Origin of the sequence: Hymenobacter wooponensis (genome assembly GCF_004745865.1) — a bacterium.
Classification (GTDB): domain Bacteria; phylum Bacteroidota; class Bacteroidia; order Cytophagales; family Hymenobacteraceae; genus Hymenobacter; species Hymenobacter wooponensis.
The window spans coordinates 1-24,930 of the sequence record NZ_SRKZ01000013.1; the positions used below are offsets into that span (position 1 = coordinate 1).

28 protein-coding genes are annotated in these 24,930 nt (G+C 53.3%); 12 read left to right on the top strand and 16 right to left on the bottom strand.

Annotated elements, in window-relative coordinates; all coding sequences use genetic code 11:
* Window positions 1-173: 173 nt before the first annotated feature.
* The 5 genes from EU557_RS25075 to EU557_RS25095 form a co-directional block, all read right to left on the bottom strand.
* Window positions 174-365 carry a hypothetical protein gene (locus EU557_RS25075; RefSeq protein WP_135533178.1) on the bottom strand — a complete coding sequence of 64 codons (192 nt, stop codon included), beginning with the start codon at window positions 363-365 and terminating at the stop codon, window positions 174-176.
* Window positions 366-381: 16 nt separating this feature from the next.
* Entirely contained in the window at window positions 382-1,983 is a 1,602-nt protein-coding gene (locus tag EU557_RS25080) for an IS1182 family transposase (protein ID WP_245326386.1), read from the bottom strand.
* 1,087 nt (window positions 1,984-3,070) lie between these two features.
* Window positions 3,071-3,433, bottom strand: coding sequence for a hypothetical protein (locus tag EU557_RS25085; protein ID WP_135533179.1), 363 nt, complete (start codon window positions 3,431-3,433; stop codon window positions 3,071-3,073).
* A gap of 39 nt (window positions 3,434-3,472) precedes the next feature.
* Window positions 3,473-3,895, bottom strand: coding sequence for a roadblock/LC7 domain-containing protein (locus EU557_RS25090; RefSeq protein ID WP_089334475.1), 423 nt, complete (start codon window positions 3,893-3,895; stop codon window positions 3,473-3,475).
* 40 nt (window positions 3,896-3,935) lie between these two features.
* Entirely contained in the window at window positions 3,936-4,628 is a 693-nt protein-coding gene (locus tag EU557_RS25095) for a carboxypeptidase-like regulatory domain-containing protein (RefSeq protein WP_135533180.1), read from the bottom strand.
* Between the two features lie 587 nt (window positions 4,629-5,215).
* On the opposite strand from EU557_RS25095, the gene EU557_RS25100 reads away from it, so the two are divergent.
* Both EU557_RS25100 and EU557_RS25105 read left to right on the top strand, forming a co-directional pair.
* Window positions 5,216-5,476, top strand: coding sequence for an AbrB/MazE/SpoVT family DNA-binding domain-containing protein (locus EU557_RS25100; RefSeq protein WP_135533181.1), 261 nt, complete (start codon window positions 5,216-5,218; stop codon window positions 5,474-5,476).
* Window positions 5,464-5,796: a type II toxin-antitoxin system PemK/MazF family toxin gene (locus tag EU557_RS25105; RefSeq protein ID WP_135533182.1), complete on the top strand. Its 333-nt coding sequence runs from the start codon at window positions 5,464-5,466 to the stop codon at window positions 5,794-5,796. Before EU557_RS25100 ends, EU557_RS25105 begins: the two co-directional genes overlap by 13 nt.
* 43 nt (window positions 5,797-5,839) lie before the next feature.
* Here the strand turns inward: EU557_RS25105 and EU557_RS25110 are convergent, their stop codons facing one another.
* The 3 genes from EU557_RS25110 to EU557_RS25130 form a co-directional block, all read right to left on the bottom strand.
* The gene (locus tag EU557_RS25110) at window positions 5,840-6,070 is read right to left on the bottom strand and encodes a hypothetical protein (RefSeq protein WP_089334506.1); all 231 of its coding nucleotides are present in this window, start codon (window positions 6,068-6,070) and stop codon (window positions 5,840-5,842) included.
* A 930-nt stretch (window positions 6,071-7,000) separates the two neighbouring features.
* Window positions 7,001-7,711 carry a GAF domain-containing protein gene (locus EU557_RS25120; RefSeq protein WP_135533184.1) on the bottom strand — a complete coding sequence of 237 codons (711 nt, stop codon included), beginning with the start codon at window positions 7,709-7,711 and terminating at the stop codon, window positions 7,001-7,003.
* Between the two features lie 844 nt (window positions 7,712-8,555).
* A complete protein-coding gene (locus EU557_RS25130) occupies window positions 8,556-8,810 on the bottom strand; it encodes a hypothetical protein (protein WP_135533186.1) in 255 nt (84 codons plus the stop codon).
* Between the two features lie 550 nt (window positions 8,811-9,360).
* Here EU557_RS25130 and EU557_RS25135 point away from each other — a divergent pair.
* The 4 genes from EU557_RS25135 to EU557_RS25150 all read left to right on the top strand — a co-directional run bounded on the left by EU557_RS25135 (window position 9,361) and on the right by EU557_RS25150 (window position 11,806).
* Complete coding sequence (locus tag EU557_RS25135) at window positions 9,361-9,627, top strand: hypothetical protein (protein ID WP_135533187.1); 267 nt, start codon at window positions 9,361-9,363, stop codon at window positions 9,625-9,627.
* A gap of 207 nt (window positions 9,628-9,834) precedes the next feature.
* Window positions 9,835-10,230, top strand: a complete 396-nt coding sequence (locus tag EU557_RS25140; RefSeq protein WP_135533188.1) for a hypothetical protein — start codon at window positions 9,835-9,837, stop codon at window positions 10,228-10,230.
* 59 nt (window positions 10,231-10,289) lie between these two features.
* Window positions 10,290-10,586 (top strand): hypothetical protein, encoded by a 297-nt coding sequence (locus EU557_RS25145; protein WP_135533189.1) that lies wholly within the window; start codon window positions 10,290-10,292, stop codon window positions 10,584-10,586.
* A gap of 272 nt (window positions 10,587-10,858) precedes the next feature.
* A complete protein-coding gene (locus EU557_RS25150; RefSeq protein WP_135533190.1) occupies window positions 10,859-11,806 on the top strand; it encodes a DUF6794 domain-containing protein in 948 nt (315 codons plus the stop codon).
* Between the two features lie 214 nt (window positions 11,807-12,020).
* Here EU557_RS25150 and EU557_RS25155 read toward each other — a convergent pair whose 3' ends face one another.
* The 3 genes from EU557_RS25155 to EU557_RS25165 all read right to left on the bottom strand — a co-directional run bounded on the left by EU557_RS25155 (window position 12,021) and on the right by EU557_RS25165 (window position 13,795).
* Window positions 12,021-12,536 (bottom strand): hypothetical protein, encoded by a 516-nt coding sequence (locus EU557_RS25155; RefSeq protein WP_135533191.1) that lies wholly within the window; start codon window positions 12,534-12,536, stop codon window positions 12,021-12,023.
* Between the two features lie 74 nt (window positions 12,537-12,610).
* Window positions 12,611-12,925: a hypothetical protein gene (locus tag EU557_RS25160; protein ID WP_135533192.1), complete on the bottom strand. Its 315-nt coding sequence runs from the start codon at window positions 12,923-12,925 to the stop codon at window positions 12,611-12,613.
* A 504-nt stretch (window positions 12,926-13,429) separates the two neighbouring features.
* Window positions 13,430-13,795 (bottom strand): hypothetical protein, encoded by a 366-nt coding sequence (locus EU557_RS25165; protein ID WP_135533193.1) that lies wholly within the window; start codon window positions 13,793-13,795, stop codon window positions 13,430-13,432.
* A 203-nt stretch (window positions 13,796-13,998) separates the two neighbouring features.
* Between EU557_RS25165 and EU557_RS25170 the strand changes: the two genes are divergently transcribed.
* From EU557_RS25170 to EU557_RS25180, 3 genes are all read left to right on the top strand, one after another.
* Window positions 13,999-14,322 (top strand): hypothetical protein, encoded by a 324-nt coding sequence (locus EU557_RS25170; RefSeq protein ID WP_135533194.1) that lies wholly within the window; start codon window positions 13,999-14,001, stop codon window positions 14,320-14,322.
* 738 nt (window positions 14,323-15,060) lie between these two features.
* Entirely contained in the window at window positions 15,061-15,717 is a 657-nt protein-coding gene (locus tag EU557_RS25175) for an AAA family ATPase (protein ID WP_135533195.1), read from the top strand.
* A gap of 79 nt (window positions 15,718-15,796) precedes the next feature.
* A complete protein-coding gene (locus EU557_RS25180) occupies window positions 15,797-16,108 on the top strand; it encodes a hypothetical protein (protein ID WP_135533196.1) in 312 nt (103 codons plus the stop codon).
* 55 nt (window positions 16,109-16,163) lie between these two features.
* Here the strand turns inward: EU557_RS25180 and EU557_RS25185 are convergent, their stop codons facing one another.
* Together EU557_RS25185 and EU557_RS25190 are read right to left on the bottom strand one after the other, a co-directional pair.
* Window positions 16,164-16,652: a hypothetical protein gene (locus EU557_RS25185; protein WP_245326387.1), complete on the bottom strand. Its 489-nt coding sequence runs from the start codon at window positions 16,650-16,652 to the stop codon at window positions 16,164-16,166.
* Window positions 16,653-16,679: 27 nt separating this feature from the next.
* On the bottom strand, window positions 16,680-17,618 hold the full coding sequence (locus EU557_RS25190) for a replication initiation protein (protein WP_135533197.1): 939 nt from the start codon (window positions 17,616-17,618) through the stop codon (window positions 16,680-16,682).
* Window positions 17,619-18,490: 872 nt separating this feature from the next.
* Here EU557_RS25190 and EU557_RS25195 point away from each other — a divergent pair.
* The 3 genes from EU557_RS25195 to mobV all read left to right on the top strand — a co-directional run bounded on the left by EU557_RS25195 (window position 18,491) and on the right by mobV (window position 23,178).
* Window positions 18,491-20,872, top strand: coding sequence for a PAS domain-containing sensor histidine kinase (locus tag EU557_RS25195; protein ID WP_135533198.1), 2,382 nt, complete (start codon window positions 18,491-18,493; stop codon window positions 20,870-20,872).
* A gap of 27 nt (window positions 20,873-20,899) precedes the next feature.
* Entirely contained in the window at window positions 20,900-21,313 is a 414-nt protein-coding gene (locus EU557_RS25200) for a response regulator (RefSeq protein ID WP_135533199.1), read from the top strand.
* 227 nt (window positions 21,314-21,540) lie between these two features.
* Window positions 21,541-23,178, top strand: coding sequence for a MobV family relaxase (gene mobV, locus EU557_RS25205; RefSeq protein ID WP_135533200.1), 1,638 nt, complete (start codon window positions 21,541-21,543; stop codon window positions 23,176-23,178).
* Between the two features lie 118 nt (window positions 23,179-23,296).
* Here mobV and EU557_RS25210 read toward each other — a convergent pair whose 3' ends face one another.
* The 3 genes from EU557_RS25210 to EU557_RS25220 form a co-directional block, all read right to left on the bottom strand.
* Window positions 23,297-23,524 carry a hypothetical protein gene (locus EU557_RS25210; protein ID WP_135533201.1) on the bottom strand — a complete coding sequence of 76 codons (228 nt, stop codon included), beginning with the start codon at window positions 23,522-23,524 and terminating at the stop codon, window positions 23,297-23,299.
* Window positions 23,525-23,613: 89 nt separating this feature from the next.
* Complete coding sequence (locus EU557_RS25215) at window positions 23,614-23,922, bottom strand: hypothetical protein (protein ID WP_135533202.1); 309 nt, start codon at window positions 23,920-23,922, stop codon at window positions 23,614-23,616.
* 106 nt (window positions 23,923-24,028) lie between these two features.
* On the bottom strand, window positions 24,029-24,631 hold the full coding sequence (locus tag EU557_RS25220) for a BLUF domain-containing protein (protein ID WP_135533203.1): 603 nt from the start codon (window positions 24,629-24,631) through the stop codon (window positions 24,029-24,031).
* Between the last annotated feature and the right edge of the window lie 299 nt (window positions 24,632-24,930).

Consider the following 24,930-nt stretch of genomic DNA (forward strand, 5'->3'; position numbering starts at 1 on the left):
ACCCGGCAGTCTGCGCACCCGACGACGAAACGCAGGGTGGAATGATGACTATATGAGCCAGCTTTTAACCTGCGTCCGCGAAAACTGCCGGATGGCAGTCCTCTAAATTTGATGCGTACGCCCTGAGGCGAGAGCGGCGGGCAAATTCCCCAGGACTGAGCGTAAGCGGGTTACTACTCGCCCGATGCAGCCGGCTTGTCGGGACCGTGGGCGTACTCGTAAGCGCGCATGACTTCGCGCATGGCCAGCAGCAAGGCTAAGTCGTTCGGGCGGTCCACCAAGGCCCAAAAACGGGCCACCGCAGCTTCGTATTCGGCAGCGGTTTGGATGGGCGGCAGGGGTGGGTGTAGCGGTTCAGGGCTCATAGAAGCACGAAAAGGGCTATTCGGGGCAGAAGACGCTCGCGGGAACCGAAAAATTCCCCCCGCAAAGAAACAGCCGTCGCGGGAACCGAAAAATTCCCCTCGCAAAGAAACAGCCGTTCAGTGGGCGCCCCATCCCGGCAAAGTACCACAATTGGAGGACAGGGGTAGTGGGGAGCAAAACCACCACAATTCCAAGGTGGCGTGTATAACTCCGGTGGCTGTTGCAAAAGTAAAGTAGGATCCAACGAAAGGGAGCCGGTGCAGGCAAAGCTATTCCCAACCCGCCAGGCTGACAGGAGCCAGCGCGCAGACACTTCTTCAGATTGTAGGCCATAGCCGCGGCATACAGCACCTTGGCCGCCCCTGCCTGGCCTTTTTTGGTGATATGGCGTAAGCCGAAATAGGTGATTAGACTGCCTAAGACCGGTTCCACCGTCGACGCTCGCAGTTGTCGCATGCGTTGGCCGACTCGCGTGGCTAAGCGCGCCAGCATGCGATCGTACTGTACTTTGTAGACCGTGTGATGCAAGCGTTTTTCCCGCGCCTTCTTCCCCTTGCACTCGGCCGCTAGCGGGCAGTGCTTGCAATCGGCTGCTCTCGCCCAGTAGCGTTTCTTCGGGTTACCTTGCCGATCCAGGATCTGCTTATCAAACGTGAGCCGTTTTCCTTGGCGGCAGGTGTAGTGGTCCGCGGCCGCATCGTAGGTGAAGCCCGGGTGCTCGGCCTTATACTTGCCATGGGCCGGGATAAAGCCCGTTAGGTTTCGCTTTTCCAGGTGCTCGTAGTTCTCCCCCGAGCTGTACCCGGCATCGGCGACAACGGTGGTCATTACCTGGCCAAACTGGTGCAAGCGCTGCTGAGTCGCGTCCACGATGGCGAGCAGATACCGGCTGTCGCGCCAGTCGGCTAGGTCCGCATGGATGTGGGTAATGACATGTCGCGTCGCATCGACACTAACGCTAGCGGTATAGGCGAGCATGCGGGGCTTGCCCGGTTTAAACGCAACGCGCGCCTCCGGATCCGCCGGGCTGTAGTGGGTCAGGTTGCTCACCAGGTGCCCGGCTTTGTTCGGCGCCGCTTTTCGAATAGCGGCATGAAAGCGCTGGATATGCTTTACACGGTCAGCTGAAGCCGTTACCAGTGGCGCTTGGCTATTGCCTGGGGTGGGGACGGATGCTTCCCCAGAACGCTTAGGCTGGAGCCGACTCATGGACGCGTTCGCTTTAATATAGGCCGAGTCCATCACCTGAGTATGGCCACTGACCAGACCCTGCTGGATGCATAAGCCCACCACGTGCGTAAAGCAGGCTTCAAAGACGGACACCGGCAGGCGTTGCCGCGTCCGCGACAGGGTACTATGCCAGGGTAGCGGCTGCGCAAAGTCATACCCGAGGAAGGCGCGGATACCCACATGCAGCTGGGCCAGTTCCAGCAGCTTACGATCGGAGGTAATATTCTCTAAATGCCCGACCAGCAGCAGCTTGACGAACACCACGGGATCGAGCGAGGGCCGCCCGCCGGTGCTGTAAAACGGGGCGAACAGGGGCCGCACGAAGCTGAAATCGACGGTGTGCAGCAGTTGCTGGTAAAAGTGGCGCGCGGGCACCAGTTTCAGCAACGATGTCTGGAGGGGGTGAAAGCCGAGCATACACTATCAACTTCTCAGACCTGCAGGAAGTTGACTTTTGCAACAGCCACCTACATTATGTTAAGCAACTTTTTCAAGATGACCCCGGGACTTTCTAGAAAGGCTTGCTATCAGAAAAATTTAATTATTTCTCTGCTACTAGCTTGCCAAACCCTAAAGCAGACAACGCTCACCTATGTTTATCTAAAAGAAGATAGCTTAACTACCTAATTTGGCAGAAGACGTACGGCATGGAGCAAACTTCCTGTCTAAAATCGTTCGACGAGTTCGGGCTGGTAATGACCTGTCCGATGAGGGAGGGGGCAACTGGGTAAAGTGGTGTTGGCAGATCAAGTGCATTGGGGGAGTAAGGTTTCTGCCGCGCCGCTTGCGCGTGCCAACGCGCCACGTCCTCAGGGGAATACTTCATCCAGACACCTTCCCGAAAACAGGCCAGTAAGCAGAATAGCAACCCAAACAATACGTATAAATCCATAGCAACGCGTCAGGTGAAGAACTCTTGGACAGCAGTGAACGGTAAGGGGACTTCGGTACCCGACAAAAAGTTCCAGTCAGTTGGGCACTTCTCTTACCTTTCGCTATGGACTGAGCAGTGGCAACTCATTCGTGAGTTGCAGCAGCAGAACAGTCCAATGGGGGGCTTTGTCTAGTTAGGATAAGTAAGAAAGGGTTACCAAGGAGTAAATGACGTGGCTAGAGGCTCTATTGGCTATACTTCTCATAGGGACCAGTGGAGTGGCTGTAGCCATTCACCGACGGTACCGGGTGTTGCAGCGCAAACATAAAGTCTTGCAACGCCTCTACGCTAAAGCTGAACAGCAACTGACCACTTTATGGACAGGTAAAAAGCCATGAGTTAGATAAATCTTGCCGTTTATTGGCTTAGCCACAGGTGCTAAAAGCTGACTCGCTGCCAGAAGCACATTGAATGGAGGTGGTCTGCCTATAGTTTCAGGTGGCCTTCCTACTACGCAATAGCCCCGCTAGCAATGTAGCTAGCGGGGCTATTGCGTAGTAGGAAGGCCACCTGAAGGGTGGACTACTTGCAACCTACTGCTTAGTTCAAAACTGCCGTTTGGGCTTTCAGAATCTGGCGCGCGACGGCCAAGTTCGTGTCGCGGGAGTTGACCGCTAGATAAATAAATTTATCTCCGGTAGGTGAGAGCTTAATCAAGTGCAGCTGATCGGTGAGGGTGAGCAAGATGTCTTGTACCGTCTGGTTCAGGTTGAGTGCTTTGATCGCCTTCAATTTCTGCTTTACTACTTCCGTGTTGTAGGCAGCAGCAGTATCAATATCGAAATCAGCGAGATTGGAGTGCGCCGCCAGCGGCATGCCGGTTTCGGTCTCTACTACTGCTACGGCCAACAGGGTGGGCAACTCTTCCAGAATTTCTTTAACGGTTTGTTTCGGCGAAGCCATGAGGTAATGGTAAAAATAGTAAAAACGTTGAGTAGAACTTTATGCGGTATGGCGGCGCAAGATGTCCCACGCCATACCGAGGTTAGCGTCGGCAAAGCGCACGGCTACAAAGCAGTACCATTGGCCCTGGTGCATGGGGCGCAGGGTGTGAAACTGGTCTTCCAGTAGCACGGTGCTTTCCGTTAAGGGACCACCTGGAATCTGTTTGGCAGCCACCGTTTTGCTGGTCAGTTGCAGCAGTTTGGCGTACCGTAAGCTGATTTGGTTGGGATTGAGGTATGGCTCTCGGCTGTAGGAAGCCAGCACCCGCCCGGATTGCACTTCTACCACGCACGCTAAGAGCAACTCCGGCATCTCGTCCAACAGCCTTTCTAGCACTGTGCGGGCTTGCAGACCTGCCTCGTGGGACGTGCCTACCGTGATTTGGCGGGTGCGGACTCGGTTGAAGAAAGGAATCTTCATGTGTTAGCGAGAGCAGAAAACGGACTGCTTACAGCCGTTCTTAGAACTGCCACCAGTGCCGCTTTTTCGTTTTCGCCTCAGTACGAGGTACCAACGTTGTGTTGTACGTGCTTTTGCCGTTCAGCACGACCTCTTCGTCCGCGTAGCCAGCGTAGGCATACTGTAGCTGCGTGGCTCTACCGGCGGGCACTACGATAGCATAGTTGCCATTCTGATCGGTGGATACACCCCGACGGTTGGCGCGGTCCAACACAGTAGCACCGACTAACGGCTTGCCGTCTTCGTTTAGGATTCGTCCGCGCATCGTTACGACACGTACGGAGGCCATAGTGGCGGCCTCAGCGGATTCAGCTGTCGTCAGTGCAGTCGCATCGGCCGTCCCGGGGACGTTCTCAGTAGGTGCATTTGGTGTGTTCGTGCCGGCAAATACAGCGCCACCCACTAAGACACTACCTACCAGCATCGCGGCCGCGCGCTGCCGGAAACGCTGAGGCTCGGTCCGAATCAGGTCGAACTGGCGTTGCACCCAGCCCACGGGACGAACTTGGTGACCCAGGTTTTTCATCTCGTAAAACCGACGTAAGACGGCATCAGCCTGAGAACCGTTTGCCTGGATGAAGGCATCGACTGCCTCCGTATTTTTAATAGTCAAATCACCGCGCAGGTAGGCGTCTCGGTACGCTGGGAGTAAGTCGCCTGTGGTAGGATGAAATGGGGTAGCACTTAGTTTCATATAAAGGGGGCAATAAGGTGTGAGGTAGGAGAACACTTCAGACTGTAGAACAAGAACAAATATGATATAGAATATTTAAGAGAAATAGTGTACGTATATGTATAATGAATAATTTATATAATCCCATTCTGGATAAAATGTCACTTACTCTCGGTAAAGGGTCTTTTATACGTGGTGGAACGTCCCATTTATAGGGTAAAACGAATTTTGTATAAATAGTAAATTCTTGGAAAGTAACAGAAACTTATTTCATTTTGGGATATGAAATAAGTTTTATTAATTAAAACTATTTTGATAATGTAATTTATAAGGTTCTCTTTGTCTGCGTAAAAGTATACTTAAATTTGTAATTTTCTCTTTTTGGGAATAGCAAGAATGTGCTAACTCTATTACTAAATACTGGCTATGGAAATAGGATAAAGTTAACAAACTAAGATCGCACCGGTGATTATCAACTGGCCCTACCCTGCATAGTTCTATTGTCGCTTATAAGCGATGGGGATCATTTTCTGTTAGGAAATACTTCACCATGAATGAAGCGGCTAGAGTCCAATGAATGTACTAACATTGTACGTACATTTGCATCTATGAACACGCGCCTGATTCGGGTGGGCAATTCCCAGGGGATTGTACTACCCAAGAAGTTACTGCAGCAGTACCACCTTGTCGGCGAGGTGGACCTGCAGCCTACGCCGGAGGGCTTGCTTATCAAACCGGTTAGCAAGGCCCGCCGCCAGGGTTGGGACGAGCGCTTTCAGCACGCCCTGGCCCAGGGCCAGGCGCCGGAGGGCGAGCTGCTGGAGGGATTCTCGGACGAGGCCTTTGAGGAAACTCAGTGGCAGTGGTAGCGGTGCAGCGCTTCGAGGTGTGGCTGGTGAACCTGGACCCGACCCAGGGCAGCGAAATCAACAAGACCCGCCCCTGCGTGGTGCTCTCTCCCGACGAGATGAACCGCTACCTACGCACGGTGACCATTGCGGCCCTGACCAGCACCCGGCGTGACTACCCTTCCCGGGTGGATTGCACCTTTCAGGGCAAGGAAGGCCAGGTCGCGTTCGACCACATCCGCTCCGTGGACAAGACCCGTTTGGTGCGCCGCTTAGGAGCACTGCCTACCACCACGGCGCAGGAGGTTTGCGATCGGCTGCAGGAGATGTTTCAATACTAATCCTAAACAGAACCGGCCCGCTGTAGTAGCGGGCCGGTTTGTTTTATGCCCAATCGTACTGCCCACTGTGGCGGGGCTGGTAGGGAAAGGTTACGTGGCCCTCGTCGTAGCCGGCCAGCACCTGGTGTAGCGCTTGCCGAGTGCGGGCCCGGTGCTGGTGCCATTTCTCCCGAAGAAAGGTCGGTGCGGGCGAGGTGATTCGATGGTCGCGCCGGTGATGGCAACGTCCCCGTTGCCGAGCCGTCCAGGCCCAGCGCTTTTTTGGTTGCTTCATGTGTGCGGTTAGGTTGATACCTACCGCTCATGGGATGTGCTGTGAAAACGCTTCATGGATAAGAAATTGAAAGAAAGGCTTTAATAAGAGCAAGCAGGCCATTTGTCTGCTGTAAGACACCATGTAATACCAAAGTTTTCGGCGTAATTATGCGTCACACATTATGTCTGACACATTGATTATGCAGTCCAAACCTAGTCTGACAGAAACTCCAATGAGTAAGACAGATTCTGAAATAGGTCTTACAGAGACTGAAAATGGTAAGACAGCCCCAGAAATCAGTCTTACTGAAACCAGTACTAGTACTACAGAGGGCGAAAGTGGTGAAGGAGAGCGTCTTACAGCTAGTAAGACAGCAAAGAAGGGAGGGAGGCCGCCGAAACCAGCCAGTAGTACGGCCGTTACCTGGTCAATCCGCGGGGTAGAGCGGGAAACCCGGGCTGTTCTGGAGAAGGCGGCTGAACGCGCCGGTAAAACTTTGGGGCAATACCTAAATGACGACGTGCGCGGCTTTGGAGAGCATCAAAAAGTGTGGGGCAGTCGCAGTCACCGAACCTATCGCCACTAACGGGGCAAGCCATGTCGGCATTCGCTCAGTCTAGTTGCCCCACACTTTTTGATACTCTCCATGAGTGACGAGAGATTGCGTAAGTCAGGCAGCTTCTAAAATTCTTCAATAAGACGAACATTTGCTAGGGCAAGGGCAGTCCAAAAAGGGTCGCGAGAATTGGCCTAAGAAACCCGCGTTTTCGGGGCCATAAAGGTAGGTGGCAAAAGAGACCTGAAACCGTCCCCTTGTTGGACAGCACTTTACTCTAAGATTCTTATATCGTTGGCCAGTCAGCGTGGCGCCGCAGGACCAGCAGTTGGTTTTCTGGATTCTGATTCTTGTCGGCCGTCGACACGCACGCATAAAGAGCTACCTGCATCTTATCTATTGACTTGATATGTCCCGAGAATCACGGCCAAATCCATTAGTCTGCGGGTGATCAACTGCAACACATCAGTTGGAACCGGAATCTGGGTACCAGCCCGCGTAATAATGTAGCGCACCAAAGCACTCAAGGCCTCTATCTCGTCGACCATCCGGTGCTGCACTCTTTCCCATTGGTCAATGCCTAGATCGGTGCTTACTAAACAGAAGTGCCGGACCACGATAGTTTGGGCTACTAGTGCCGCCAGCCGATCTAACACTTCCTGCTCTTCGTTACTGAAGCTCCGAGGTTGAACATCGCCAATGCACAAGGCGCCGATACTGCGTTTATCGGGCATGTGGAGCGGAGAGCCCGCATAGAATGGAAGTCCATTGCGTAGGGAGGCGGCCCGTGCCTCCGCCCGAACTTGTTTGGGGGTAGCCCCAGTTAAATCAGTCAGCAGGATTGCCTTGTTCTGCTCAACGGCCATGGAGCAGATAGACTCTGGCCGCGGCACTTTCGCCGTTACTTCGATTCCATGGGTAGCGATATACTGTACTTGCTCCTCTTCTACCAGCGAGATTAGGGAGACAGGGGTATTAAAAATCTGAGCGCATAACGCGACAAACCTAGTAAAGACCGGCTCCTGCATGGAGTTGAGAATCTGGTAGTACTGCAACGTGCGCAGGCGCTCCAGCTCATCACTGTCTGCAGAAGAAGACAACATACTTAAAGAAGATAATTAATATATCACGACAACTGCTGCAAATTAGAGTAAGGTGTTCAGATTACCTATTTAAATACGCCCCTGAAAAACTGCGTTTTCGGGGGCGTATTTAAATAGGTAATCTGAACACCCTGTTGCGCTGGTCAATCAGGACTGATAAGTTATAAGTAGCTTATCGGTTCTTATCCAGGAGCTTGGAGCTGACCTTCACTCTTTTCTAGTATAGGGCCATAACCTCAACCCCGGCCGACCTTGCCTTGTCCGCCTTCACCCGTTAACGACTCGTGATATGAAGAACTCCGAAACGAAGCGCCTCGAGCTTGACTTTACCTGCTCGCTGCCAGAGGTCCGGCTTCGCCCTGGGCTGCGCACCTCGGTGTGGGCGGAGGATGCCCCGGAGTACTGTACGCCGTGTGAATTTCAACAGGTCGCCGGGTCGTCGGCGCCCGTCCGCGTTAAGGTAGTAGTACTTGACCCGGATGACCGCATAACGGAACGTTACGTGCACGCCACCTTCTACTTTGGCCATCCCGGGCGCATTGTCGGATATGGACAGTTAGTGGCCCTTGTAGGAGAGGAAGACTAATAGGCTTTACGTATAACGTTCTATAAACGACCTATTACATCCTGTTATGAGCACGTGCTATAAGGCCTGGGAAGTCAACATTCTGTGGGCGAGGAGTGCAGCGCTCGTAAGAAACGCCTGAGCGGGAATGGGTACCTCTCGAACAGCGCCCAACTGCAGTGGCCGTATCACTCGGCTGCCCGCGTTGCTGGCCTACTCTGGCCTACAGGGAACTCCGCTTCAAGCACATGAAGCAGCTTGTAGGGAACCTACCAAGCGCTAGCGCGAGTAGTGGTACTCATTCACTGAATAATCCTGGGCATCTCCTTCGGCCGAAAGATTGAGACGGTAGCTCAACTGATTTGCCGAAAGCTTCATAATCACCGCCGTGTCTTCACGCTGCGCCCACTTGAAGAGTAGCGTGTCCCCTCTACGCGTATAGGTCCACCCCCAATCAGGCACTCCCTCTCTGGAGTAGATCCACGAGTGGGCCTGCACCGTAAGCCAAGAGGGCTTCGTCTGCCGACCTTTCATACTTCCTTGCTTGCGGCCACGTAGGTAAAAATCCGTCCGGGTTGAGTCAAGCTGCCAACGGCCTTCCAGGCTGGTACTAGCTAGAGGAATAGTAGGATAGTCAGCTGCCGATTGTTTGCACGCTACAAGGGATATCGTGGAGAATAAACCGTAAACGAACCCTGGGAAGCGCCTCATACAGATCGGAAGTGATAAACCGAAGATAGGCTTGTCTGCCGAATTAGCACTTAGGCTTCCGTGATGGTTGGCCTAATATGTTCTTGTACTATAGTCGACTCGCCGGCCACCCTGTATTGTGAGCAGTAAGCCGATCTTCCGCTCCTTATCCGTGTCCCATAAGGTCCGATAAGGCCGATTTTCTGATCTTTATCCTTCCTCTGATAAGATAGATTTATGGCTTCTTGCCTAGTTGTTTGGTAGATTAACCAAAGTATGATACGCCTTAAAGAACCTGAAAAACTGGTCAAAGCGCAGGCGTTTTTTCTGTTAAGAGGCGAAACGTTTCTATACTGATTCATTAAGGCTTATCGAAGTGTAAATTTAGTAGACTATGAAAATCAGCGCCATAGCCCATTTTGATAACAAAGAGATTCCCTGTTTGGGGGAAATCGGTGTTCATGCCATAAAATACCCGCAAGCCTATGTCATCTGGCAGTTATCTAGTGAGGAAGGGGTCGTAGCCTATAAAGCCTCAAACCTATATTTTCCCTATAGAGAAGAGGAAAAGGATAGGCTGTTTGAGACGGTGCTAGCGTATATCCGCACGTATCGAATTGGCAGAAGGCGTCTTTTCACCGAGGTGACTCGTGTTTTTTAGCCAAGATGATACACAAGGCATATGTACGTAGGAGTAATCTGAACTGCTCCTTAGGACAACTTCAAGTAAGCTAGCCGTTGTGTTGTCCGTGTGGAAGACGCTCATTTCGGTTAACGTAATGCTGTGTATAAGCACCCTTTGAAAAACGTCATTTTTGGGATGATCTCCTAACCTGAATAGAGGGAGCACTTTTACGCTACAGGGCACATGAACGCTTTATTCGATTCCAACAGAAAATTCCTGCTGTTCGACGCCTTGGTCAGTCACGGGCAATTGCTGCTACGAGCGGAGAAGAATGAAGAGCATGCGTCCAATATAGACCTCCTGTTTTTTGACACGACGTATGTGCAACTCCCTACGCAACTGCTCCACGGGATTAGTATTCACCAAGAGCTGAGTGGCAAACGGTTCGGGTACCAGCGGGTTGACCAGGGGTTAGACAGGCAGTACCAGACCCTCTTCGAACTTCGAACTGGCCCTGAGTGCTATTATATCGCGGCCGCCTTTTTCCGGGCGTATGTGAACACCCTCCCGTTTGGGGAAACGAGCCTCGGGGTCCTTACTTACCAAGGCCGAGAAAAGGAAATTGCCAGCAGCTTGTAATCTGACGTCAAAGACCCTTATAAGGCCATACTTTGGTCAAACTACAATTAGTCTTTATCATGGAATACACCAATTGGATGTGGAAAGCTCACCTGCCTGCCCTTTTTGAACTGCTAGCCCAGGCCGCGCGGGCCCCATTACCAATGCAAGCAGGCGAATCCCTCCGCTACTCTTTGCACAGTACTGACCATGCAACTGGCTTGTGGGTCGACTATCCCTTTCCTCCGGTATCAGCGTTACGCGCACGTTTTGCTCTAGACGCTGATGACCGCGATATACTGCACGTGTCTCTTTTCGCGCCGCCTGACCTGTGCGAAAAAGCAAGAGTGCTTTCGCTCGAAGAATCGCTTGAATAAGCGCTTTTCGTCAAACAACCAAAACAGGCGATGTTACCCGCGTAAGTATCTCCAGCCGAAGTAAGCATTGAGAAGGGGCTTATGCCGATGTGGCATTATAACGTACGTGGCGGTTGCGAAAGTAGTGCAACCGCCACGTACGTTATAATGCCACCTCTGAAAAGTAGTAGGACTTACAGCTATCAAATACGTAACCAGCTGTAGCAACTTTCCACTACTAATCGTTCTGATTATGGCGGCTGTCTTCCCTATCTCTGAACTAATTATGCGCTATGCTCAAACGCCTGCTTACTGTTCCCTTATTTCTTAGTGTCTTATGTTGTTCTGCCCAATCAGCTGCTATTAACAAGCAGGGCTTTTATGTTCCTCAGAACTTAACGGAGGCCAACGAACAACTCGACAAAGTTCTTTCCCCCAAAGCCAAGGCCAAGTTCAAACAACTCACTCCTAGTGATTTTGAGAACGTTAGTGCTCTGTTTATCTTGGATGAATGGGAGCTAGGAGAGTGGCAAGACAGTTCCAGTAGCCGCCTAGTAAGCTACCTTAATACCTATGTCAAGGTCAATCCACTGGTGTCTGGCTATGCAGGCTGGCAAGTCCGTCGTCATTTGGTGCTGTTATCCTATCTGCGCCACCTGCAAAACCAGCCCTTCGACTTAGCAGCTGAGGCCCGTACGCTAAATGCGCGGGGCGACTCGCTGGCTCAAGGCATCGAGCGGGTGCATCGCCGGAATCTAGTGGCTGATTCCATTGATGGGGTCTACATTCCACGGGATATACGGGACAGTTTTGGACAATTAGACCGAATGCTCTCGGAAGCCGATAAGCAAGAACTCAAGCACCCTGACGCCGAGCAGGGCTTGGCGCGCTTTCATTTTGGCCTTGGGCTCTGGATGCGCAACAATTGGCAGCTGTGGGGCGGCTCCCGACTGCAACAGTACTTCGAGCGGCTAGGCATCACGCACCCTGATGACATGTCCGGCACCCTCTTACGGGCGTACAGTGCCTACCTGAATGGCCAAGTAGTGAACGAAAAAAGCCTGCTTCCTTCCCCTGTACCAACGCCCGTCGAGAGCACCGTTTCGTTTACAGCCCCGGCGAAGCAAAAACGATCTCAGTATTCGAAGCCTTATCGGGAGTTTCTGCGCAAACGTCGGATTGCTGATTTTAACGCTTTACCGCCTGAGGCATATGGAGAGGAGGTAGAAATAGAGAAGTGAGAATTGCCACTCTATTCCACTGTTGCAGCTATGCAGCTGAGCTTCTTATGATCCTTATTGTTCGCTAAATAAGGACTGATAAGCCGACTTTACCAGTACATAAATTCTGATAAAACTCGGTTATGCTTACCAAAACGAGAGTATTTAGAACGGATAAGGCAGGACTTGCCTGTGCAGCGAAACCCTCCGAGGGTTGGGCATCGGCTCAACGAGTTCACTCCCTTGGCTCCTGGCCTGTAGTGGAGTCGCGCAGGAATAGAATGGGTGGTGGTGGTGCACTCACTGGCGCAAAGGGGTAGAAAAAAAAGCCCCCTTCCTCCACGTGGACAATTTGATAGTCTTTCATCTCGATCCGCCAACACCGAAGGGGCGGAGACCAGATTTTGCCCTGATTTGCCGCGTGCACTTCGCGAATAAGATGATTATAGCTCGTATCGCTACCCGTAGCCACGGCCTCTAAGCCGGTAAAGACAAAGAAGGGCTTCTGGTCAACCTGCCAAGTCGTGAGGGGAAAGGCTACAATATCGCCAGTCGAGTTGTACACGTCCATCACATACAAGGTGAGATTGCGCGCAATTTTCTGCTGGAAGAAAACGGCGTAGAACTTAGGATGCTGGTTGAGGGTATCGGCTTTCAGGAAGCGTTGCAGTATGCGGTATAACGCTGGGGAAGGCGTCGTCGCGCCAGCAGCCAGTGGCTTTGTCGTAATAGCGGGATCACAAGAGAGCACCGCGAAGCAGGCTAACCCGATCGAGTAAAATAGAAGTAGCCGTTGCATAACCACTTATGGGGCAGAGTGTATAACTAACGGTTGTCGCTTGCGGGTTTGCGCTTAGCAAAAAAGGTAAGGAATATAATAATCACGACTAGAAACATCCAGGAAAGCCAGATTTCCACTAGAAGAATGCTGGCATGCCCAACCTGTAAATAGATTTTCCTCTTGAACAATTGCTGGTTCGACCAAAACATTCCTTCTGTCAATTCCCAGAGCAGAAACAGGTAGAGGGGAACCCACAGGAAGCGGGCGCTCCGGGGCTGGCGCCTGCGTTGCAAGAACACATAGGCGCCGGAGAGAACAGCGAATAAGACATAGAAAACGGTAAGAAAGAGGCCGAGCATTAGCTAATAGTGGTCTAACTGCTCATAAGCTGAACCACATTCGGTGAGGGGTATAAGTAGGTAGTAATCATCGTTATAGATAAAACTCACTTAATATTATTAAAATACCAAAAAAGAGGAAGAAGCCTAGGGGCCTTCACACCTTGGAGTCACAAACTGAACAATCAAACAGACCCATTTCTTGCCTGCTGCTCAACCCTTGGCTTAACAAGCCCTACTAGAAGTCCACCTAAAGATCCTGTTTAGACTTATAGGATCGAAAGCTTCTCTTTATGAGGCCCTTCATAAGGTCCGACAAGGCCGATGTATCGGACCTTATTTCACGGGTGCCACGGATCGCACGCATATCTCAGCCCTCAGGCTGCTACTCCTTCCAATACGCGGCCGTGTAATGAATTCTATATGGAGCGGGTACGAGGGAATTTAAGCGCTGGCAAAACGCCCAGAAGCACGCCACTTTGCGTTTGTAGATCAACAGGGATTTTACCCGCTCGCCTTTGACGATTAGCACTTCATACCCCCAACCATGAGCCTGGGCAGCAGGATTATCGTACTCTGATTGGACCTGGACAAGTACGTAGCACTAAAGGGGGCAAGGAGATAGGCGCGTTCCGGTGGTGTGAGGGCGCGGGCATACTTGGCGTGGTGAGTACCGTCTTCCCGCAGTTCGGTGCAGGTGATGATGAGCGAGTCCGACGTCAAGCGGTATTCATTTTCTTCTTCAAATGACGATTCCACTACCCGCAGGGCCGTTGCCGGCTGGGGCCGTTGCGGGGGATGAGCTAGCGACAGCAGGCTGAAGAAGGGAGCCAGGGCGGCGAGGTTGGTAAAAGGCATCGACACAAAGGCGTAGGTGAAACGGGGAAGCACACGGAAGGCCGCCCCTGGCGCAGCTCGCCAAAGTACCAAATGTCAGGAAGTGGAATCAAGGGGCTCGGAATCTACCACTATTCCGAGGTGGGGGTATAACTCTCACTTATCGGACTTTATCAGGCGTGTAAAGAAGTACTTGCCAGTGCTTATTCGGTTGATATGATAGCTTACCAGAACGTATTAGTCTACACCTTGCTAGCATGAGAGAATTAACGGAAGAAGAAGCGTACCAAGCCCTGGCCTTTACGGAAAAGCTTGTCGTAGGTTTGGGAAGCCTTGGGCGACAATATTCGGACAACGATGACGATTTGGCTTGGGCGCTATTAGCTATGTTTACGCCGAAGCTGGTTAACGAAGCGGCGCAGGTGCGCGGAATGCTCTACCGTAAATACAGCACGGAAGTGAGAGAAGGAGAAGAGTCAGACGAAGCGGATCAACTGCTCGAAAACCTAGCGTACTGGAAGCCCCCAACTCCGAAGCAATTAGCTCGGTTTCGGCAGAACCGACAAAAGAAGCAGGGTTAATATTGGCTTGACAGGCCTTGTAATGAAGCTTGCTCATAACCTAGTGCAAACCGTCGTTTAGAAAACGTTATAGAGTGTATATAGTCTTCAATCTGCTATATGACGGGGTAGCCTTATGTAGGTTGATTTAGTATACTCCTAGTAGGCTGCACCACGCCCTGAAGCAGGGCCATAGTTTTTATTTGGTTGACGGAGTGTACTGTAACAGGTGTAACTCTCACCCCATAAAAATAGGCGTTTAATGCTGTTAGGTAAGAGGCCAATAATCCCGCAACAAACTCTGTAGATGCGAAAGATTGAACACGGACCAGCGCATATGCAGCAAGGGAGTTTGCACGTCCCCCACGAGGACTTCTAACTCGGAGGAATCAGCGTACCACAGAATGCTGATCAGTGCCTTGCCAAAATCGCGGCACAGTACCTGACCTTTATTCTGCCAGGCGGAGGGGCACTCATGAGAAGCTCGAAAACCGATATCAAGTAGATCTGAAATGATCATTAGGTGTGTAGCATTAAAAACGAGGGCTACAAAAATACTGGTTAGTCTTCCCCTGGCAATATTTGCCTAGTTTGTTAGTAGAAAAGTGGCGTAAAGCATTTCATCTATTAGTGTGCAGATCAGCTATAGCATAAACCGCAACCTCATAAGTTAATCAAAGCAGAATAGCGCAATGATTTATCCAAAACAACTAGATTTACAACTAAAATAACAACCCGTATCAGTTCAACTACGACAACATGATCTACACGGTAGGCGGCATTAAAGGCGGTAGCGGTAAGACCACGATAGCGACGAATCTGACGGTGTATCTGCTGCAGCAGGGCCGCGACGTTATTCTTATTGATGCCGACGATCAGGAGTCTGCCACGGATTTTACCTCCTTCCGCCACCAGTCGCTCGATGGAGACCTAGGCTATACCGCCGTTAAGGTGACCGGCCGTGAGCTTAACGCCCAAGTACAGCGCCTGGCCACGAAATGCGACGACATCGTCATCGACACTGGTGGCCGCGACACTGTCAGCCAGCGCTCGGCCTTGACTATCTCCCACGTGTACTTGGTTCCCTTCGCGCCGCGCTCGCTCGATATCTGGACGCTACGTAAGGTAGAGAACCTCATTGCCGAGGTAGCACCCTTCAACCCAGGGTTGCGTTCGCTCACCTTCATTAATAAAGCAGACGCCCGCGGCACTTACAAGGAGGAAGCAGCAGAGCTACTTCGGGGTTCTGAATACCTGCACTTCCTAGAGACGTCGGTGGGCAATCGCATCTCGTTTGCCAATGCTGCCGCCGCTGGGCTGGGAGTACTGGAAATGAAGCCTGCTGATGATAAGGCGGTGGTTGAGGTCAATGATCTGTGTGTGAGTGTACAGAGTGCCTTGGAAAGAAACAAATAAAGAATCAGATCTACATCCAAATTTACAACTAAAACTGCTTGTAATCCTGGATGTAATTAAACAACATTAGGTACAACCTATGGCCACTAAGAAACCCAAGCTGGGCCTCCCTCCTACACCGCCCTCTTCCCTCTCCAACTCTGCCATGCAGGAGATGATCAACAAGGGTGGTTCTGTCTTAGAGCCAGTAGCAACTGCGCCCGCTAAGGCAGCACCCGAAGAGGATAAGCTCAAGTCGTTCACTTTTAAAATCTATGAGAGCGAACTAGCACAGATCCGCGCCATCCAGGATAGCTTGCCGAAGCGGGACCGCATTTCCATTCACGATTTCGTCTTAGCCGCCGTCAAAGAAAAGATTGTGAAGATGGCTAAAAAGAGCAACTTGAAATAGTTGCTGTTCTAGTTGTAAGGCTAGTTGCAAATATCGAATGCTCCAGTATAAAATATCAGGTGGGTCGAAGTGAAAATTTACAACTAATTTTAGAATCAGAAAAAGTTGCTGTTTTAGTTGTAATATACGTGTTCAACAGGTGATATTTCAGCGATTTGTCATGTTGGGCTATCATGTATGTGCGAAACACGAACATGTCGTCTGTTTTGCGGCTAAAGCTATTCAGCGCTCGATATCCTCCCACTCGCTCATGCAGCCATGGCTTGGCGTAATTAATTGGTCGACATCTACCGTGGCCAGTGACACTAGAATACTCCAGGCCGGAGACATGAATCACTTGGTGGGCCCAAGCTGCTAAATCGTGCGCGTAAATAATGGGACGGTCAGCTGCATCATGATAGATGGTCTTACCCAGCATAAACGCTTCTACGCTGGCTCTGAGCGGCGCCGGCACATCTTCCAGGGCTTTGTCCCGTGGATCGGTCAGTAAGTGCGTCAGGTACGCTCTGAGTGCGCGATATGCTTCTTGATCGTGTGCAGTCATGGTAGGGGAGGAGGGAGGCGGTGCCGTTTAGGCCGTTTTGGTTGACGTCTTAAGCCCTAGTACGGTGAGCAGCAAACCGGCCGGGTTCTTATCTGCTTTGATCTTGTCGGTCTTGAGGCGGTACATGAACTTAAACAGCTCGTTTACGAGATTCTCATCCCCGACGATCTGAGCCACAAGTCTTGCATCCTTGATACCCAACGATTCTAAATGCCGGCGAGCCATGAGAAGCTTGGCATCTTCCGGTGTTTCCTCAAAAGGAATCGGGAGTTGCTTGGGCTGCTGCTTGGTGACGTAAAAGCGTACGGCCGTAAAGGAGCGGCCTTGCTTGAGCAGGGTGTAGCCAATCTTGAGCTCTGTGTTCTCGTTGATCTGGCGTACGGCGATGTCCAGCACTTTGGCCTTCAAATCACTGATACGTTGAAACTGCTCCGGCTCTTTCCCCTTGGGGTCCTTAAGCTTGAGCATAAGCTTGAACTCGTCCAGGTCATAGGTCTTCGTCTCGCCGATATCTTTCCATTGGGAGGCCAATTGGTAAATACGCTTGGCGTACTTGCTGGATATCTTCAGGGCCGAGAAGAGTTGGTAAGAGGTGAAGTTGTTCTTCAACTCAAACAGGTAAGGACGGATATCCTCGGAGAGACGAATGCGCAAGTAACCCTCTCCCTTGACGTACTCCACCTTCTGGAACATCCAGAGTTGCACGTAGGATTGGTCATTCTCGACTTCGAACATCCGGGAGCCCATAGACTCAGTGGCTTCCCGTAGCTGCTTGTAGTGCCACTCGCGACCCGTCATGGCCACCACTTCGTTCATATGAATCTGATACTCCTGGTTAGGCTTATCTTCTCGGCGTAGCTTAGAGAGCAGAAAGAAGAGCAAATCTAACTGGCAAGCCGTATAGTCATAGCGAGCCGTCGTGATGGCATTATGCTGCCTGACTTCCAGTGATTCAGAGTGATCCATAGCAGAGTGGGATGGGCAACAAATATAGAGAAGTAGCTAAAAACTACAACTGTTTTTACAGGGCGTTTTTAACTGATAAAAAGTCGTAGTTACCCTTCGGAATGACTGATAAAAAGTCGTTTTAAACTGATAAAAGGTAGTAGTTCACTGATAAAAAGTCGTTTTAAACTGATAAAAAGTCGTTTATGAGTGCTGTAAGTATAAGAATATCAAATGGTTATAAGCACTGCAAATAGACAAATACCTAAAAATACACAAGTTGTTGATTCACGCGCGAGGAGAAAAGAAAGCTTTTAGGCCTTGGGTATGTGGCACGAATGACGCAAAGAAAACAGCAAAACAAGCGGTACAAAGAAGGCTAAAAAGGGCGCGCTGAATTTGTACTATTTTGATACTAAATTATACTTTATTTGCCCGAATCACACCCTTAAGAACCTGTCTTTATACTCTCTTTTTCATAAGCTGATGTAATTGATTGGCGTGGTCCTATCATACTTGGTAAAAACACGCATCTTCAATTACGACTTTTTATCAGTGAATTCCTTTCAAAAGCATAGCCGTACTGATCTGGAGAGTAATAAGCGAACTTGCAAGAATGGTCTTGTGGGTTTGACTGATAAAAAGTCGTTTTTGGGTTCTGCTCACAAAAGATTATCTAGAAACTGAGCGAATGCCCATGCACAATGTCTGGGGCTAATACCTTCGAGCAACACCTGCAGCAAGTCACCCTGCAAAACGGCTTACGGTGGAGCGACGGGAATAGAAGAAGTGGTTGGTAAAGTCTAATTAATTGAATTATTCCACTATAAAATAGTGCCTATGGCTTCGGTATATAAACCCGACCTTCGTATTTCACCCCAATAGCTGTCGTAATGCCTCCGATCCCCTCACTCGACTTGCTGTCTGTCTTTAACGCCCAGCCCGGTGCTACGCTGCTGCTATCTCCGGACTGGTTGATACTGGGCGCCAGCGACGACTACCTGGCCGCCACTCTCACAGAGCGGGCCTTCCTCGTGGGGCAGCATATCTTCGACGCTTTTCCTGACAACCCCGAGACGCCCGAGGCTAATGCCGTGGCCAACGTGCGCGCCTCGCTCGAGCAGGTAATGACGACCCGGCACTTTCATGAAATGGCTCCGCAGCACTACGACGTGCCCGACCCGACCCGACCCGGCCGGTTCATTGAGCGCCACTGGCAGCCGCGCCACACGCCCGTACTTGACCAAGTGGGGGAAGTGCAGTATATCATTCAGTCCGTGCTGGACATTACTGAGAGCCGCCGGGCCGGACAACAGCTAAGCGACAGCAAGGCCAGTGAGCAGCAGGCCCACGCTGAGGTCGAGCGGCAGCGCCAACGCTTTCACGAGGTGTTGATGCAACTGCCCACCTATGTGGCTATCTATCATGGGCCTGAACACGTGTACCAGTTCGTTAACCCGCCCTACCAACATATGTTTCCGCACCGCTCCTTCCCCGGCCGACCGCTGGGCGACGCTATGCCGGAAGCGAATGAGCTGGGGGTGGTAGCCTTGTTCGACCGGGTGTACCAGACCGGTGAACCCTACATTGTCCATGAGCTGGAAGGTTGGTTCGATTTCACGGGTACTGGCGCGCCGGAACAGGTGTTCCTGGATCTGTCCTTGATACCGTTACGCAACGCGCAAGGTCAGGTTGACGGTGTGCTGGACTACAGCCGCAACGTGACCGAACAGGTGCGGGCTCGCCAGCAAGTAGAACGGCTTAACCAGAAGTTGGACGACCGCGTGCAGCAGCGTACGCGCCAGCTTAATGAGCAGCAACTACTACTAGCCCGTATCCTCGGGCAAGTGCCGGCCGCCATTGCCACGCTTACCGGCCCGGAACACCGCTACACGTTCTGCAACACGTACTATCAGGAGTTGTCAGGCCATCGAGCGGTCCCCGGCCACTCGGTGCTAGAAGTATTTCCGGAGATGGAGGAACAGGGCTTTATTGCCTTACTCGACCGCGTGTACCAAACGGGGGAACCCGTGGTGGGCACGGCGATGCCGGTTCAACTCTACGATGCCAACCTGGGCCAACCCCGGCAGTATTACATCGATTTCGTGTATCAGCCTCTCGTTGACGAGCGCCAGCAGGTGCTCGGTATCTTGGCTTTCATCCTGGAAGTGACTGACCGAGTCTTGGCGCGGCAGCAAGCCGATACGGTCGCCGCCGAAATGCGCCTGCTCACGGCCTATTCCCCTGCGTTTCTGTTCCGCACCGACGCCATGGGCAGCCTAGAGTACCTCAACAAGCCGTTTTTCGAGTGGACGGGCCTAGATGCGACCCAGTTACGCTCCCTGGATGAGGCGTGGGAGGCGGTACACCCCGGCGACCTGGCGGTGCAGCAGTCCAGCTTTGTGGCCGCCGTGCAGGCCGGTCAGCCCTGGCGGAGTACCCCCTACCGGTTGCGTCGCCACGACGGGCAGTACCGCTGGATGATGAGTCGCAGCCAACTCTTATTTGGAGCCGAAGGCCAGGTTCTCGGGCATAGCGGCCTCGCGTTTGAAGTGCACGAGCAAGTGGAACTACAGCAGCAACTGGAGCGCACCAACGTGGACCTGGACACGTTCGTGTACGCCGCGTCGCACGATCTGAAAGCGCCCATTGCCAACATTGAGGGTTTGCTCAATGCCTTACACGAGTACCTGCCCAGCGAGGCGCAGCAGCCGGAGGTATCGCACTTGGTGCACCTAATGCAGGGGGCCATCACCCGCTTTCAGGAGACAGTAGGCCATCTCACCAGCATTGCCCGCTTGCAAGACACCTCGTTCGCCCCGGCCGAAGCGCTCGACTTGGCGCACGTGCTGGCGGACGTCCGCCAGGACCTATTACCCCTACTGGAAAGCACCCAGGCCGAACTGCGGGTAGACCTGACCGATTGTCCGCAGGCATATTTCCCGGCCAAGGACCTGCGCAGCATTCTGTTCAACCTACTCAGCAACGGCGTCAAGTACCGGGATTCGCAGCGCCCCTCCGTAGTGCAGGTGCGCGCGCAAAGAACGGTCCACGCCGGCGTAGTACTGACCGTGCAGGACAACGGGCTGGGGCTGGATGCCCGCCAGCAAGGCCAGCTCTTCACCATGTTCCGCCGCCTGCATACCCACGTGGAGGGCTCGGGCGTGGGGCTGTACTTGATCAAGCGCTTGATCGAGAACCGGGGCGGTACGATCATCGTGGACAGTCAGCCCGGGGTGGGGTCTACTTTCACCGTTACCTTACCTAAGGCCTAGGCCGGCTTTGTTTTACCCCTAGCCCTCATGGAAAAGCTGCCCCACATTCTGCTCGTCGATGACGACGAGACGACCAACTTTCTTAACGAACACCTGCTTACCAAACTGCAGGTGAGCGAGCAGGTGCGCGTGGCCACGAGCGGGGAAGAAGCCTTGGCCCTGCTTACCCAACCTCCGCCCTACCAGCCCACGCTGCTGCTGCTGGATATAGCCATGCCAGGCATGGGCGGGATCGCTTTTCTGGAAGCCTATCTTCGCCTGCCCCCGGCCCAGCAAGATGCAACAGTAATCCTGGTGCTGACCACCTCCATGGACTCGCGGGACCTAGAGCGCTTGCACGAGCTGCCCATCGCGGGCCTGGTGAGCAAGCCGCTCAACCGGGAGCGCATTGACACGCTGCTGCAGTTGCACTTCCAGCGCCACTTGCCCCATGACGAGTAGCTGACCAGAATCTAGTCAGCCAAACCAGCATCCGGGTAGAGAAGAATTGTTACCGCAGGTAAGGTGCTAGAGGCTAGTAACCTATACACTTCCTTCGGAAGAGAGATAGCCTACAAGAACCGGGTTTGTCGTTTGCGTAAGGCAGGCAAGAATGGCCAATGTATAAATCACTACACATTGGTGCGTAAGGTAGGGTAAGACGTTTCTATCTACCTTATCCTATCCCTATGGCTTACGCGATTATCCGAGTGACTAAAATTGCCAGCCGCGAGCAGGCCCAGAGCGTCGCCCACCACAACTACCGCACCCAGGAAACACCTAATGCCGACCCAGCGCTACGCCACCTGAATCAGGAGCTCGTCAACCACGAGCAGCGCAGCTACTGGGATCTGGCGAACGAACGCATCGCCGAGTTGCAGCTGCTCCGCTTGCGCAAGGATGCCGTGCGGGCGGTGGAGATCCTGCTTACAGCCAGCGAAGAACGCTTCGCTAAAGATCCCGCCACCGGGCGAAAGACGGACATCCGGGATTCCCCTTGGGTCAAGGACAATCTGGACTTTTTACGGAAGCGCTACGGGGCGGAAAACGTGATCGGATGCATGCTCCACCAGGACGAGAGCACCCCGCACCTGCATGCCATCGTGGTACCCGTCATGCAGGAGCAGCGCCTGCACAATGGCGAGAAGGTAGGGCCCAATGAACGGCTCTCGGCTCGGGACCTGTTCAGCCCCGCGGCCCTACGTCAGCTGCAAACCGACTACGCCCAAGCTATGGCGCCCTATGGCTTGAAGCGCGGCATTGAACGCAGCACGGCTATTCATCAGGATGTGCGCCGCTATTATGGGGCCCAGAAGACCAGTCAGCAGCAATTGGCAAAGGCGGTGGCGCCGGTCGTGCACACCCCGCTGGAGGTCGGCAAGAAAGCGTGGTACGTCGACAGCGGGGTGCACCTGCAGCGTGAGCTGGAACGACTCAATCAGCAGGCAGCCCAACAACTGGCGGAGGCCAATGCCAAGCTCGCGGAACTGGCCACCATTGCCACGGCCAACGTGCTAGCCCAGGACCGGGTGCGCGTGCTGGAGAAGCAGTTGGCTACCAGCAAGCAGCGCGAGCAGCAGACTGCCGCGACGCTGCAGCATAAAACGCAGGAGCTCACGGCCAAGACCGAGGAGGTGGGGACCCTGCGCGAACGGTTCCATCGGTTGATTGTGCAGACGGCCCAGAGTGAAGCGCTGGCCCCGGACCTGGCGGAGTGGGCCGGCAAGCAACAAGCCTACAGCCAGCGCCGGGCAGAGCAAGTCGTGGCCACGGTGCTTCAGGGGCCTATCAAGGACGTAGGCGAGGTAGACCAAGCATTACGAGAGAACGGCTATACGATTCACCAGACCAAGGAGAAATCCTTCTTCGTGCGGGAGGCAAAAACCGCTGTGCAGTTTCCCCTTGATCACCTGCGGCCTAATGGCCAGCCCTTGCATGAACAGGTGCAGTTTGCTATCGAGCGCACCCGAGAAGAGCAGCGACAGCAGGAACGACTGCGGGTAGCTCGCGACCCCCGCTCGCTGAAGGCGACGATTACGGTCGTCGATGCCGAGCGGGCCGAGCGCATCCGCATTGCATTCGAGGACGCTGGCGCCAGCGTGTGGCAAGTGCAGACGCTAGACGATCAACGGACGTCGCTGAGTGTGGCCTACCGTTTTGAGTGGGAGAAGCTCCCCAAGATCAGCGCAGTATTGGATAAGGCGCACCGGTCCGAGGGCGTAGCAGTAGAGGAAAGCTATGACGCTCAGTCTACGCGTACTGGTGCGGTGCGCACCCTACTACAGGATCGCCAAGGCAGAAGTAGGGAGCGGGGGCTGTCAATGTAAGCCGTCACCTAGGTAAGCGGGGACGCCGTTTTCGCGCGGTGTTGGCTTGCTCCGGAGAGGATGCCCGATCAGGGGTTGGCGGCAGAGCTGGTTCGTTCGTATCCTCGTCCTCGTGCAGTTAACTGTCTATCAACCGAGTCAACGCATCCGATACGGACGGGGTACTCTTACCGAGTAAAACACGCGGGGGACGCTGTTGACTGGCGCGCCAGCGCAGGATGCGGTCGGCTAAGTCTTCTACCGCCTGCGCAATTGCCTTGGGCAGGGCCCCTGTGGCGGTCATGGGCAGCTGCGCGGCCAGGGCGGCCGTGAGCTTAGTGGCTAATGCTTGTTGGAGAGGTTTCACCTTCCTGCATACTGTGGAGTGAAAAGAGGTTACTCCCGTCTGGCGGAGGCCAGCAGAATACGTAAGGAAAGCAAGGAGGCGGCGTAGCGTCAGGTGAGGAGCAATGCCAGCACCAACAGGGCTTTTTGCTGATCTCCAGGCTCCGTCGGCAAGTGGGTCAACTGGTGTAAGACCTGGACCTGGGAGGGAACTTCATCCCCCTGACGAGATATAGTCGGCCAGGGCAGGCCCGCCCAGGTCTGCACGATATAGGTGAACTGGTCGGTGAGACGGCGCAGGCGCACTTCTCGGTAGGGAGAAGTGGCGGGCAACTGGAGCATCTCCAGGCGTAACAGGCGTAACAGGCGCAGCATGGCGGCCGTGGTCAGCGCTGGGCAGGGCAAAGCGGAGCAGGACATAGCAGGAGCAGATCAGTTCTCCCACTACTGGCAACCGGACCAAAAGGATGCAGCCGGTCGAGCTTTTCCGGCGCGTAGTGGCCGCGTAGCTGGCCCAAGGGGGATGTCAGGGAACTTCCGCCGCCAAGGGATGGGGCCCGAAGGCCTCCAGCAAAGCCCGCAAGTGGTCGTCTTCCACGGAGCGTTCCGTCCGAGAGGCAGCAGCCTGCAGGGCAGTGAGCATGTGGTCCACGGCGGTCGGGTCGGGCAAGTGCTGAAATTCCATGTGCCAGTCGGCAAACCGGCGCTGGGCCCCCGGTCCGTGGTAAAGCGTGCAGACCTGCTCGTGGCGCGGATCCTGCTGAATGCGGGCGTACAGCGCTTGCACCACCTGCCCCCTTCCCTCCAGCACCTGCACGTAACGGCCGTGGCTGTAGAGCAACAGCCCCGTGATCTGATGCTGTTTGTTGTAAGCGCGGGATTCAGCCAGCAATTGCTGCAAGTCCATGTCGGTTGGTGAGCGACTTGCGCGGCTGTGATAGAGTACTTGATACACGCTGAGTTCAAGTTGCTCTTCTACTTCGGCCAGTGTGAGATGTCCCCGCTGAAACAGGGACAGCAGGTAGCGTTCGTAGGACTGGGGGGCCAACGACGTGCCACTAGCCAGCGCCACCGCCAGGGTTACAGCCCGGCGTCGTTGCGTAGCGTTGGTAAACAGGGAATCGTCCATACCCAGGGTATACGAAACCGAAGCACGGGATAAATGCGGTAAAACCGGGGATAACTACGGATTTTAGGTCCGCGTAGCTCCCTCAGGTGATGAACCCCCACTCCAGCACGTAGCGGATCAAGGCGGCCGAGTTGCGGGCACCGGTTTTCTCCAGCAGTTGCTGGCGTTGGCTGTCGACAGGGCGTACGCATCAAAACTAAGACGCTGTCTTGAGGGCTGACCTTTGTCTTGTTAGACATCGTTAAGCACTTCATGCTCAGCCAACTCCTTGTCTCATTCGCTACGCTACCGGACCCACG